Origin of the sequence: Pelagibacterium luteolum (assembly GCF_900100665.1) — a bacterium.
Classification (GTDB): domain Bacteria; phylum Pseudomonadota; class Alphaproteobacteria; order Rhizobiales; family Devosiaceae; genus Pelagibacterium; species Pelagibacterium luteolum.
On the sequence record NZ_FNCS01000010.1, the window covers coordinates 61182 to 73849 of the forward strand.

The following is a 12668-nucleotide window of genomic DNA, read 5'->3' on the forward strand; positions in this document are numbered from 1 at the left end:
CATGACCGATTTCACCCCCACCGAAATGATGACAATCGCCGCTTCGCGCGCCCTTACCAGCAAGGACGTTTGCTTTGTGGGCATCGGCGCGCCCTCGGCAGCCTGCAATGTCGCGCGGCTGACGCACGCGCCCGACATCACCCTGATCTATGAGTCGGGCACCATTGGCACGGCCCCCGACGTCCTGCCTCTCTCGATCGGCGATGGCGAATTGTGCGAAACGGCCGTCAGCACCGTCGCCGTGCCGGAGATGTTTCGCTACTGGCTGCAGGGCGGACGCATTTCCATCGGCTTTTTGGGCGCCGCGCAGATCGACAAGTTCGGCAATATCAATACGACCGTAATCGGCGATTACCACAAGCCCAAGGTCCGTCTGCCCGGCGGCGGCGGCGCGCCGGAGATCGCGTCGTCCTGTGGTGAGATTTACATCACGCTCAAACAGGCTACGCGCTCGATGGTGGAAAAGATCGACTTTTTCACCTCGTTCGGCCATGGCGAGGGCGGCGATCACCGCGAGCGCCTCGGCATTACGACCAAGGGCCCGACACTGCTCATCACCGATCTGGCTATCTGGAAGCCCGATCCGGTGACCAAGGAATTTACCGTCGTCTCGCTTCATGCCGGCGTCACCCGCGAAATGGTGCAGGAGACGTGTGGCTGGACGGTGAAATTCGCCGACGATCTCGAGGAGACGCCCGTCCCCACGACAGAAGAACTCACCACCCTGCGCGACCTTAACGAGCGCACGAAAATCGCCCATGCCGGCGGAAAGGCAGCGTGATGACCGAGGCCTATATCTGCGATTATATCCGCACCCCCATTGGTCGCTTCGGCGGCTCCTTGAGCAAGGTGCGTCCCGACGATCTGGGCGCTATCGTTCTCAAAGCGCTTGTCGATCGCAACCCGAACATCGATTTCGAAACCGTCGATGACGTGATCTTTGGCAATGCCAATCAGGCCGGCGAAGACAACCGAAACGTCGCGCGGATGAGCCTGCTCCTGGCGGGGCTTCCCGAGACGGTCACCGGCACGACGATCAACCGCCTCTGCGGTTCGGGCCTCGATGCGCTGCTCACTGCCGCCCGGGCCATCAAAGCCGGGGAAGCGGAGTTGATGATTGCCGGCGGCACTGAATCGATGAGCCGCGCGCCTTTCGTCATGCCCAAGGCTGAGACGGCCTTTTCCCGCAATGCCGAAATCTATGACACGACGATCGGCTGGCGCTTCGTCAATCCGGCGATGAAGTCGCGCTACGGCGTCGATTCCATGCCCGAGACTGGTGAAAACGTCGCCGAGGATTACAAGATTTCGCGGCAGGATCAGGATGCCTTTGCGGTTGCGAGCCAGGCCAAGGCGGCCGCGGCGCAGGCCAATGGCCGTCTGGCCAAGGAAATCGTTCCCGTCAGCATCCCGCAACGCAAGGGCGACCCGGTTGTTGTCGATACCGACGAGCATCCGCGCGCGACCAGCCTCGAAACGCTGGCCAAATTGCCGACACCCTTCAAGAAAGAGGGTGGCACGGTGACAGCGGGCAACGCCTCCGGCGTCAATGACGGTGCCGCTGCGCTGATCGTCGCTTCCGAGGCTGCGGTCAAGAAATATGGGCTCACCCCATTGGCACGCGTCGTGGGCGGCGCAACGGCCGGCGTGCCGCCGCGCGTCATGGGCATCGGTCCGCTTCCCGCCAGCCAGAAGCTCATGGCGCGGCTTGGCCTCGCGGCATCTGATTTCGACCTCGTCGAGCTCAACGAAGCCTTTGCCAGTCAGGGCATCGCCGTATTGCGTGGACTGGGCATCGCTGAGGACGCCGATTTCGTGAACCCCAATGGCGGCGCCATCGCTCTCGGCCACCCCCTCGGCATGAGTGGCGCTCGCATCTCAGGCACGGCAGCTCTCGAAATGAGCCTTGCGGGTAAGAAACGGGCGCTGGTCACCATGTGCATAGGTGTCGGCCAAGGGATCGCCGCGGTGCTTGAAAAGGCATGACAATGCGCCCGACGGCGATATCGCCTCGGATGATGGAAAGACGGCATGGGGCGATGAGCGCTCCGCAATTTGTTTTTAGTATGAAGCGATCATCGCCCCAGGCGCTCGGGATTTTTGGCTTAGTCGCCCTTCAGAAGGCTGGGGTCAATCCCCGCCGGGTTTCCCCGGTAAGCCGTCGTATGGGTACCGACGACCGGCACTTGTGACGTTTAGGCCTTCCCTGCGGCGACCCGCAAGGAACCCGAACCAAACCCGCCCAAACGTTCGTTGCGCTTGCGTCCATCAACGCGGGTTCGTTCGGGGAGTATGGGTGAGCTTGAGAGGGCGGGGATAGGTTATTTCTTGGCCGAAGGTGGTTGAGGAAACTCAGACCCCTCATCCGTCCCTTCGGGACACCTTCTCCCACCAGGGGAGAAGGGACGCGGGTGGTGGGCGGTGAAGCTCTTTCACAGACTCTGCCGTTTCCTTCTCCCCTTGAGGCAGAAGGTGGCCCGGAGGGAAGGATGAGGGTGCGCTGAGACGCGGAGTTGGAAGGACTGGTTGGCCAACCGCGCTAACGATGATCCGGCCCCCGGTCGGAGATGACTGCCGAGATGCGGCGAGACGAAGGGATGAGGGCTGGGCGGCTCAAACCTCTGCCGCCGTTACAGAGGGGCAAACCTGTACCGCGGCGGTACAGAGTGAGGGCCGGCAGGTAATGCTGATCAGGGGGTAGCAGGAACGCGCGACTACGCGGGCGTGCGACGCCGCAGGCGGTGTGAGAGCGTTTATTTGGCGCGTTTCTTGGGGCGCTTGGCGGCGGCGGCCGACTCTTTTTCGACCTGGTCCTTGCGCTCCTGCTCTTCGCGAAGGGCGCGGAGGCGGACGGTTTTGGCGCGGGTGGCGTCGAGAGCAATCTCTTCGAGGCGAAGCGCCTCTTTCTGGCGGGCTTCCATCTCAGCGAATTTGGTCTGAGCGCTGGTCTTGGGTAGTGGCGTGGTGGTCATCATGGACCTCCTCAAACGCAAAAAGGCCGCCTTTCGGCGGCCTTAGGGATCGTCGAAAGGCTTATTCAGAAACCTGGAGGTTTACTGCAGAAGCGCGGCCATCACGGCCCTTTTCGAGTTCGTACGTGACCGACTGACCTTCGGTCAGGGTCGACAGGCCGGAACGCTCAACAGCCGAAATGTGCACGAATGCATCCTGGCCGCCCTGGTCAGGCTGAATGAAGCCGAAGCCCTTGGTGGTGTTGAAGAATTTCACTTTGCCGGTGATCATTTTGGGATCCTTTAGTGGCGAATTGCCCGCGAACGACATGTGCGCGAACCGATCCGTGCAACTCGCGCTGCCGGACCTCAACGTCTTGCAGTTCAGGATATCCAAGTGACCGGAAGAACCGGCAGATCGGGAACCATTAGCATCAGAACGTGTGACCTCACCTTACAGGGCCAATGCGCGCAAAACAAGGCCCTGCAAGATTTGCGGTGCGGCGACGCTAGCCCAGCACGGACTTGAGCGCAGACGCAGTCTTCTCCACCACGATATCCGCCTCGGCTTTGGTAAGGCACAGGGGCGGCGCAAAACCGATGATGTCACCTTGTGGCATGGCCCGCGCGATAACCCCCGCCTTGGCCATTTCACCGACGATCCGCGGCGCGACCTTTTCGCTCGCGTCAAAGAACTCGGTGGCGTTGCGATCCTTGACCAGTTCGACGGCGCACAGCATGCCCTCGCCGCGCACTTCGCCGACATTGAGATGGTCACCGACTGCCGCCTGCATCTGGGCATTGAGATAGGCGCCGACGCTGCCGGCGTTCTCGACGAGGCCGAGGCTGTCGATCAGTTTTAGATTGGCGATGCCTGCAGCGGCACCGATCGGGTGGGCAGAATAGGTCCAGCCATGGCCGATCGGACCGTTTTCGTCCGTCCCCTGTTCGAGCACAGACCACATCTTCTCGCCGATGATCGAACCCGAAAGCGGGGCATAGGCCGAAGTCAAACCCTTGGCGATGGTGATGATGTCGGGGCGCATGCCGTAATGATCGGACCCCATCATGGTGCCCAGGCGGCCAAAGCCGGTGACCACTTCGTCGGCAATCAGCAAGATATCGTGCTTGTGGAGCACAGCCTGAATGGCGGCCCAGTATCCGGCGGGTGGGGGCACGATGCCGCCGGTGCCCAGAATGGGCTCGCCGATGAACGCCGCTATCGTATCGGCGCCCTCGCGCGCAATGAGCGCTTCGAGTTCAGCTACGCAATGGCGCACGAATTCGGCTTCGCTCATGTCCTTGCGCGGGCGGCGCAGATAATAGGGCGCCTCGGTGTGGATCACCTGGCTGAGCGGGAGGTCGAACTTGTTGTGGAAGGTCGCCAGGCCGGTCAGCGAGCCGGTCATCAGGCCCGAGCCGTGATAACCGCGCCAGCGCGAGATGATCTTCTTTTTCTCAGGGCGACCGAGGATGTTGTTGTAGTACCAGACGAGCTTGATGTTGGTTTCGTTGGCGTCCGACCCGCCTAAGCCGAAATAGACCTTGCTCATATTGGCCGGGGCACGGTCGAGCACCATTTTAGCGAGGGTGATCGACGCTTCGGTGCCGTGGCCGACATAGGCGTGATAATAGGCGAGCTCGCGCGCCTGATCGGCAATGGCTTCGGCGATCTCCTGGCGGCCATAACCGACATTGACGCAATAGAGCCCCGCAAATGCGTCGAGCAATTTGTTGCCGTCACGGTCTTCGATATAGACGCCCGAGGCGGTCTTGACGATGCGATTGGGGCTTTCGCCTCGCGCGTGCTGGGCAAGGTGGGTCGAGGGGTGGAAGAAATTCTCGCGATCCCACTGATCGAGTTGGTCGTTGGTCAGCATCGTCATTTTCCTATTGTTCTTTTGTATCTCAGGCCCAGTCGCGGCAGACATATTTGACTTCGGTGAACTCTTCCATGCCCAGCCGGGCGCCTTCGCGGCCCATGCCCGATTGCTTGTAGCCGCCAAAGGGAATCGGCGCGCCGGTCACCTTGGTGCGGTTGACCGCGACCATGCCGAACTGGAGCTGTCGGCTTGCCCTGTAGATGCGGCGCGGGTCCATGGTGTGGAGATAGGCGATTAGCCCGTACTCGGTGTCGTTGGCACGCTTTAGCGCTTCCTCTTCGGAGTCGAAGGCGCAAATTGCGGCGACCGGGCCAAATGTCTCTTCGTTCATGATCAGCGCGTCGGCGGGCACATCGACGAGCACCGTGGGCTGGAAAAACAAAGGCCCCTGGGTATCGATCTTGCCGCCGACGAGGCATCTGGCGCCTTTTGCGAGTGCGTCTTCGACATGGGAGATTTGTTTGGCGACCGCCTTTTCGTTCATCAGGGGGCCGATGTCGGGATCGGTGTGTCCTGCCCCAAGCGTCAGCGCGCTGCTAGCTTCGGCAAATCGCTCGCAGAACTGGTCATAGACGCGCCGCTCGACAAAGAAGCGATTGGCGCCGAGGCAATCCTGGCCCGATGTCGCAAACTTTGCCTTGATGGCTTCTTCGACGGCCTGATCGATATCGGCATCGGCAAAGACGATGAACGGGGCGTGGCCGCCCAGTTCCATGACCAGGCGTTTTACCGTATCGGCGGATTGACGATAGAGAAGCTTGCCGACTTCGGTCGAGCCGGTAAACGAGAGCACGCGCACGCGGCTGTCCTTCACCCATGGCTCAACGATGGTGGGCGCCTTTCCAGTGACGACGTTGAACGCGCCGGCGGGAATGCCCGCGCGCGCCCCGAGGACGGCAAGGGCCGTGGCCGAATAGGGCGTTTCAGAAGACGGATGCACGAGACAGGTGCAGCCTGCGGCCAGCGCCGCTGCCGCCTTGCGGGTGATCATGGCCGAGGGGAAGTTCCAGGGCGTGATGAGCGCTGCGACCCCAGCCGGCTCGCGCCAGATTTCGACTTCGGCGTCGGGCAGATGCGAGGTCACCGATTCAATATTGGGGCGCTTGGCTTCCTCGGCGAAGAACTCCACGAAGGAGGCAGCATAGGCGATCTCTCCCCGCGATTCCGAAATGGGCTTGCCCTGTTCGGCGGTCATGATCTGGGCGAGATCTTCCTGCGCATCCATGATCAGATCATACCAGCGGCGCAGTATCGTCGAGCGCTCCTGGGGCAAAAGACCCGACCAGGCATGGAAAACCTCGTCGGCCCGCCCGATCGCCGCCTGGGACTCTTCGGCACTCAGGGCGGCAATCGTGCCGATCTCCTCGCCGGTGGCCGGATCTGTAACCGAAATGGTTTCGCCCGACACCGCCGCGACCGCTTGTCCCCCGATATGGGCTAGCTGGCACAACAGGTCGGGGTCGGCGAGTTGGGCGGCGAGGCCCGCATGGGCATATTTGGCAGACAGGCTGGACATGGTCGCGCTCTCGGTGGGATTTTGCTCACCATAGACAAGAGTGCGCAGAGGCTGGTGCCAAACTTGGCCGAGCCTGGCGATGGTTCTGCTGCCATCCCCGCCGCTGGGGCGAGGGTTCGTCTGGACGGTTAACCTATCCCGCCTCGGTGATCGCAGTGACCGGCCAGGGCGTGTCCTTGACCGGAGAGGTCACAACATAGGAATAATACCGTCGAACGCCGATCTTGGCGGCGAGGAGGTCCTCGATCAGCATCTGGTAGGCTTCGAGGTCGCGGGTGATGACCTTGAGCATGTAATCGATGCCGCCACCGACCGCCCAGCATTCGACGATGCGGTCGATCTTTCCGATCTTAGCTTCAAAGCGTGCGAAATCTTCGGCCTGATGGCTTTCGAGTTCGATCTGGACGAAGACGACCGTTAGTGGTCCGAAGGCCCTGAGGGAAATGCGGGCGCCATAGCTCTCGATAATGCCTGCATCTTCGAGGCGCTTTAAGCGCTCCCAGCATGGGGTTGGCGTGAGGTTGACGCGCTCGGCGAGCGTAGCCTTTGGTATTCGCCCCTCACGCTGGAGGATCGAGAGGATTTTCAGATCCCTGTCGTCGAGTTTGATCTGACCTTGGCGAATGGCGCCGCCCCTTGATGGCATATGAAGCTGCATGCGCGCACGGTACTACCGCGAGGGGCTAAGCGTCCAGATTTAAACGCTTAAAAAGATTCAGCACCAAACGGCCATCCGGGCTAGGTCCGGATGGCGCCGTGAGATTGGTGGCCAATCGCCGATGGCGCTAGTTGTCTTCCAGCACCGCCTTGAGGAATTCGCGCGTGCGCTCTTCCTTGGGATTGGTGAAAAGGTCTTCGGGCTTGCCCTGTTCGAGCACCTTCCCACGGTCGAAAAAGCAGACGCGGTCGGAAATCTGGCGGGCGAAGTTCATCTCGTGGGTGACGAGCAACATTGTGAGATCGTGCTCTTCGGCCAGCCTGCGGATGACGCCGAGCACTTCGCCGACCAGTTCGGGATCGAGCGCCGATGTCGGCTCGTCGAACAGCATGATCTTGGGGCGCATGGCGAGGGCGCGGGCGATGCCGACGCGCTGCTGCTGGCCGCCCGAGAGCTGATGTGGGTATTTGTCGGCGTGAGCGGTGAGCCCGACCATTTCGAGCAGTTCATCCGCGCGCTGTTTGGCTTCGGCCTTGGGCATGCCCAAGACTTGCGTCGGCGCTTCGGTCAGGTTGCGGCGCACTGTCATGTGCGGGAAGAGATTAAACTGCTGGAACACCATGCCCATCTTCTCGCGCATCTTGCGCAGATGGGATTCGCTGGCGGGCTTAAGATCGCCGTTGCCGCCCTTTTCGTGCCAGAGCGTATCGCCATCGACATAGACGACGCCGCCGGAAATCGGCTCGAGGGTCATGAGAATGCGCAGGACGGTCGACTTGCCCGAACCCGAAGGCCCGATGATCGTGACCTTCTCGCCGCGCTTCACCTCGAAATCGAGTTCATCGATCACGGTGAACGTGTCGAAGCGTTTGACGACCTTGTCGAACTTGATGATCGTATCGGCGCCGGTTTCGGTCATTTGAGCGGAATTCCTCTTTTGGGCAGCTTGTCATCAAGCAGGCGCACGGCGCCGGATGCGATCAGGGTCATGATCAGATAGATGCCGCCGACCATCGAGAGCGGGACGATGTAGTTGAACGTCCTGTCGCCGATGATGCGCGCGACGTTGAGCATTTCGAGGACCGTGACCACAGATAGGAGCGGCACGTCCTTCATGATCGAGACGAGATAATTGCCCATGGCCGGGACGATGCGCGGCACTGCCTGGGGCAGGATGATGTGGGTGAAGGTGCGGGTGCCCGAAAGATTGAGCGCCCGGGCCGCTTCGTGCTGTCCACGGGCTACAGCTTCGATGCCGGCCCGATAGACCTCGGAAGTATAGGCCGAATATTGCAGGCCCAGCGCCAGCGCCCCCGTCATGAAGGCCGGAAGCACGATGCCGAATTCGGGCAGGACGTAATAGAGAAAGAACAGCTGGATCAGCAGCGGCGTATCACGGAGAAACTCCGTCACTACGATCGCGGGCCATGAGATGATCTTGAGAGGTGCTGCCTTGAGCGCGGCCCAGACGAGGCCGAGGACGAGTGCGATGAAGAAGCCCACGACGGCGGCCTGGATGGTGACCCACATGCCGATCAAAAGGATCGGCAGGATGGAGGTCGCAAAGGCCCAGGTCGAGGAGGTATCCCATTCGATTCCGAAAAGCATGGCCTACCTCGCTCCCGCGCGCCAGCGGCCAACGAACCGCTCGAGCACTTTCATCATGGCCGTCAGGACCAGGGCCAGACCGAAATACATGAACAGCGTCATGGTATAGATCGTGGTCGAATCCTGGGTGAAATTGCGCAATTGCTCGGCCCGGAAGGCCAGATCGGAGAGGCTGATAAGCGACACCAGCGCGGTATCTTTCAAATTCTGGATGGCCAGATTGCCAAAGGACGGCATCATTTCGGGGATGGCCTGGGGCAGCGCCACGCGCCACAGCGTTTTGCGCGGTGTGAAATTGAGCGCCTTGGCAGCTTCGTACTGGTCTTTTGAAACCGACTGGATGGCGCCACGCACGACCTCGGCACCATAGGCACCGATATTGAGCGACAGGGCCAGAACACCGGCCACAACGGGCGGCAATCGCAAGTCCAGTCCGATGGCCTGCCCGGCGACTGGCAGCGCGAAATAGAGCCAGAACAGCTGGACCAGAAGCGACGTGCCCCGGAAAATTTCGATGTAACCGACCGCAATCGCCTTGATGAGCGGATTGTGGGCCAGCTTGCCGATACCGGCTGCGAACGAAAGGATCGCGCCAAATATCGTCGAGTAAATCGTTAGCTCGATGGTCACCCAAGCCCCTTGCATCAGGGGATTGAGGTATTGCGTCCAATCCATAGGCTCGATCTCGAACTGACTTGTCTTGGAAAAGGGAGCTTAACCAACAAGCCGGCAGGCGCAACCGCCTACCGGCATCATTGGATCATCGCCAAAAGGCGGATGGCACCTTACTCGGTGCAGAGCTCTTCAGTGGTCACGTCGAACGAGCGCGACACGTCCGCATCGGTAAACCCATAACCGGTTACCGACGCTTCCCATTCAGGGGTCTGCTTGTATTCGGCAAGGATGTCGTTGACCGCGTCGCGGAGCTCTTCATTGCCCTGCGCGAAGACGAAACCACCCCAAGAGCGCTGCTCTTCACCGTCGATGATGGGATCGGTAAAGCCTTCAGCCACTTCAACCGCATCGCTCTGTCCAGCCAGTTCGCTGGCGGTCAGGCCGGTTGCCGCATAGGCATCCGCGCGACCGGTCGAGACCGTCGAGATTGCGTCGGCGTTCGACGAGATGGTTACGAGCTGACTTTCAGAAACGCCCAAAGCCTGCATCATGTCGAGCTGGTTTGCACCAGCCATGATGGCGACGGTCAGGTCCGGGTTATCGGCGAAATCCTGGTAGCCGGTCAGGCCGCCGGGGTTGCCGGCTGGAACGAGCAGACCTTCACCATAGGAGGTGTTGGGCTCGGAATAGATAACTGTCGAGCAGCGGGTCGGGATAACCGCCATTTCGGCTGCGACCATGTCGAAGCGGTCGGCCTGAAGGCCGGGGATTAGCGACGAGAAGTCAGTGGTGACCCACTCGATATTTTCGACGCCGAGCTGTTCGACGATATATTTTGCGACGTCAGGACCTGCACCCATGGCATCGCCCGTGACGGGGTCGATGTAGCCATAGGGGATCTCGTTGGCGACAGCGATACGGATCGTGCCACTTTCCTGAATTTCAGCGAGACTGGCAGCCTGTGCGGCACCTGCGACACCGAGCGCCGCGACGCCGGCAAGCAGAGTGGTCGTCAGGGATTTTGAAATTGTCATGCGCATAATGTCTCCTGTCCTTTGATATTTTTGCAGATTGCATGCAGTCACGGTCGGGGCTGGCCAAATAATATTTTGGCCCACTCGAAGTTGGACGGCACCGTGCTCGCGGCAATTGCAAACACAAAACCATCCACGCACTGCCGAACTTGAGCGTTCGGAGCAACTAATGCTTTAACGCCGATTAGGGTTGCCAACTTCCTGCCACAAGTCGAGGGAGGATACGTCTATATGATGAGCAGCCGGCAGCAAGACCATCTGCCAGGACCGGGGTAAATTGGAAGGACCGCCCCGCATGGCGACATGCATAGTCGCTCAATGACGGTAGCCGGCCAGCCCGCATAGTGGCGCATAGAGCCGGCACGACTAACATGGTGTCGTCGATGGAGCAGCGCGTGGCGAAAGCCGTGACAATGACAGATGTTCTGGCTGCGCGCCGACGGATCGCGTCGCACGTGCTGCGCTCCTCGCTGACCCCGAGCATGTCGTTGTCGTCTCACACAGGCCATCCCATACTGTTCAAGAACGAGCATCAGCAGCTGACGGGCAGTTTCAAGCTGCGCGGCGCCACCAATGCCGTACTCTCCTTATCTTCGGAAGAGCAGCAGCGTGGCGTTGCGGCGGCGTCGACGGGAAATCACGGGCGCGCCTTGTCCCATGCGGCCCTCGCCACCGGCGCCAAAGCCATCATCTGCATGTCCTCGCTCGTGCCCACCAACAAGGTCGAGGCCATTCGGGCGCTTGGGGCGGAAGCGCGAATTGTGGGCAAGAGCCAGGATGATGCGCAGCGCGAAGTGGACCGGCTGGTCGCCGAAGACGGGCTTATCGACATTCCGCCTTTCGATCGCGCCGAGATCATCGCCGGGCAAGCAACGCTCGGCCTCGAGATCATCGAAGACGCTCCTGAACTCGATGCCGTACTCGTGCCGCTTTCGGGCGGCGGCTTGATCGCAGGGGTGGCGCTAGCGATAAAGACTGTCTCGCCCAAAACACGGATCATCGGGGTATCGATGGAGCGTGGCGCAGCGATGGTTGCGTGCCTTGCGGCGGGAAGACCCATCGAGGTGGACGAACTCGAAACGCTTGCCGACTCGCTGGGCGGCGGCATCGGGCTGTCCAATCGGTACACATTCGGGATGGTGCGCGATCTCGTCGATGAGACGATCCTGCTCACCGAGCGGGAAATCGCTGGGGCCATCGTTCACGCCTACGTCCATGAGCGCGAAGTGATCGAAGGGGCGGCAGCTGTCGGCATCGGTGCAATCCTGTCGGGCAAATTTCTCGCCAAGGGTCCCACCGCCCTAGTGCTGTCGGGCCGTAATATCGACATGGGCGTGCATGCGCAGCTTATCGCCGAGACCCATCCAGCGCTTGTCGGAGACGCTTGATGGCCGAGGTGCAAATTCTGACCGAAACCGATCTTCGCAGGCTGATCACGCTCGATCGCGATGCGATCCAATGCGTCGAGAATGCGTTCAAGGCGCTGGCGAGTGGCACCGTCGTCATGCCACCGATCCTTCGGCTCGATATCGCCGAGGCCAATGGCGAAGTCGACGTCAAGACAGCGTTCGTGCCGGGGCTGGATAGCTTTGCGATCAAGGTCAGCCCCGGGTTTTTCGACAATCCCGCGAAGGGCATTGCCTCAACGAACGGCCTGATGGTCGTTCTTAGCGCGCACACCGGATTGCTCGAGGCCCTGTTGCTCGACAATGGCTATCTGACCGACATTCGGACGGCCGCGGCGGGTGCCGTTGCGGCAAAACATTTGTCGCGGAGCAATGCCCGCTCGGCAGCGATCTTGGGCGCGGGAATGCAGGCGCGATTGCAGCTCGAGGCGCTACTTTTGGTGCGCAACATCGAGACGGTCAGCGTCTGGGCGCGTGATAGGGCAAAGGCCGAACTCTTTGCGCGACGCGCGGCTCTCGATCTCGGCATACCCGTCAGGGCTTGCCCGGATGCAAAAGAGGCTGTGGAGGGGGCTGACATCATCGTCACCACGACGCCGGCAACGTCGCCAATTCTCCAGGCCGACTGGATTGCACCGGGCGCTCATATCACGGCCATGGGTTCGGACGCCGAGCACAAGAACGAAATCGACCCCAATCTGATCTCACGCGCCGATCTCTATGTCGCCGACAGCCTGAACCAGACCCGTCGCCTTGGCGAATTGCACCACGCCATTGTCGCGGGTCTTATCGCGGCGAATGCGGATTTTGTCGAACTCGGCGCAGTTGTCTCGCAAAGCGCCGTCGGGCGGACCAGCGACCGCCAGATTACAGTGGCCGACCTGACGGGCACGGGGGTGCAGGATACCGCCATTGCCACATTAGCCCGCACGCGGGCACAGTCGGCCAAGGCCGGCACAATGATTTCGACCTAAACCAGGTCTTTTTTGGAGCCCAT

13 protein-coding genes are annotated in these 12668 nt (G+C 60.9%); 4 read left to right on the plus strand and 9 right to left on the minus strand.

Annotation, left to right across the window (positions count from 1 at the left end):
- Position 1 precedes the first annotated feature (1 nt).
- Together BLR31_RS14865 and pcaF are read left to right on the plus strand one after the other, a co-directional pair.
- Positions 2–781 carry a CoA-transferase subunit beta gene (locus BLR31_RS14865; protein WP_090597492.1) on the plus strand — a complete coding sequence of 260 codons (780 nt, stop codon included), beginning with the start codon at positions 2–4 and terminating at the stop codon, positions 779–781.
- The gene (gene pcaF / locus BLR31_RS14870; RefSeq protein WP_090597493.1) at positions 781–1986 is read left to right on the plus strand and encodes a 3-oxoadipyl-CoA thiolase; all 1206 of its coding nucleotides are present in this window, start codon (positions 781–783) and stop codon (positions 1984–1986) included. Before BLR31_RS14865 ends, pcaF begins: the two co-directional genes overlap by 1 nt.
- A gap of 767 nt (positions 1987–2753) precedes the next feature.
- On the opposite strand, the gene BLR31_RS14875 is transcribed toward pcaF, so the two are convergent.
- The 9 genes from BLR31_RS14875 to ehuB all read right to left on the minus strand — a co-directional run bounded on the left by BLR31_RS14875 (position 2754) and on the right by ehuB (position 10265).
- On the minus strand, positions 2754–2972 hold the full coding sequence (locus tag BLR31_RS14875; protein ID WP_143009400.1) for a hypothetical protein: 219 nt from the start codon (positions 2970–2972) through the stop codon (positions 2754–2756).
- A gap of 61 nt (positions 2973–3033) precedes the next feature.
- Positions 3034–3243 (minus strand): cold-shock protein, encoded by a 210-nt coding sequence (locus tag BLR31_RS14880; RefSeq protein WP_090597528.1) that lies wholly within the window; start codon positions 3241–3243, stop codon positions 3034–3036.
- A gap of 217 nt (positions 3244–3460) precedes the next feature.
- Positions 3461–4831: an aspartate aminotransferase family protein gene (locus tag BLR31_RS14885; RefSeq protein ID WP_090597529.1), complete on the minus strand. Its 1371-nt coding sequence runs from the start codon at positions 4829–4831 to the stop codon at positions 3461–3463.
- Between the two features lie 28 nt (positions 4832–4859).
- A complete protein-coding gene (locus BLR31_RS14890; protein ID WP_090597495.1) occupies positions 4860–6350 on the minus strand; it encodes an NAD-dependent succinate-semialdehyde dehydrogenase in 1491 nt (496 codons plus the stop codon).
- A 133-nt stretch (positions 6351–6483) separates the two neighbouring features.
- A complete protein-coding gene (locus BLR31_RS14895) occupies positions 6484–6996 on the minus strand; it encodes an Lrp/AsnC family transcriptional regulator (protein ID WP_244505081.1) in 513 nt (170 codons plus the stop codon).
- A gap of 139 nt (positions 6997–7135) precedes the next feature.
- Positions 7136–7927 carry an ectoine/hydroxyectoine ABC transporter ATP-binding protein EhuA gene (ehuA, locus tag BLR31_RS14900; protein WP_090597497.1) on the minus strand — a complete coding sequence of 264 codons (792 nt, stop codon included), beginning with the start codon at positions 7925–7927 and terminating at the stop codon, positions 7136–7138.
- Complete coding sequence (ehuD, locus tag BLR31_RS14905) at positions 7924–8616, minus strand: ectoine/hydroxyectoine ABC transporter permease subunit EhuD (RefSeq protein WP_090597498.1); 693 nt, start codon at positions 8614–8616, stop codon at positions 7924–7926. Before ehuD ends, ehuA begins: the two co-directional genes overlap by 4 nt.
- A 3-nt stretch (positions 8617–8619) precedes the next feature.
- Complete coding sequence (ehuC, locus tag BLR31_RS14910; protein WP_090597499.1) at positions 8620–9291, minus strand: ectoine/hydroxyectoine ABC transporter permease subunit EhuC; 672 nt, start codon at positions 9289–9291, stop codon at positions 8620–8622.
- A gap of 110 nt (positions 9292–9401) precedes the next feature.
- A complete protein-coding gene (gene ehuB / locus BLR31_RS14915; protein ID WP_244505082.1) occupies positions 9402–10265 on the minus strand; it encodes an ectoine/hydroxyectoine ABC transporter substrate-binding protein EhuB in 864 nt (287 codons plus the stop codon).
- A gap of 413 nt (positions 10266–10678) precedes the next feature.
- Here ehuB and eutB point away from each other — a divergent pair, with 413 nt between their 5' ends.
- Complete coding sequence (gene eutB / locus BLR31_RS14920) at positions 10679–11653, plus strand: hydroxyectoine utilization dehydratase EutB (RefSeq protein WP_425287252.1); 975 nt, start codon at positions 10679–10681, stop codon at positions 11651–11653.
- On the plus strand, positions 11653–12645 hold the full coding sequence (locus tag BLR31_RS14925) for a cyclodeaminase (protein WP_090597502.1): 993 nt from the start codon (positions 11653–11655) through the stop codon (positions 12643–12645). The genes eutB and BLR31_RS14925 overlap by 1 nt, the downstream gene beginning before the upstream one ends.
- The last annotated feature ends 23 nt before the right edge of the window (positions 12646–12668 follow it).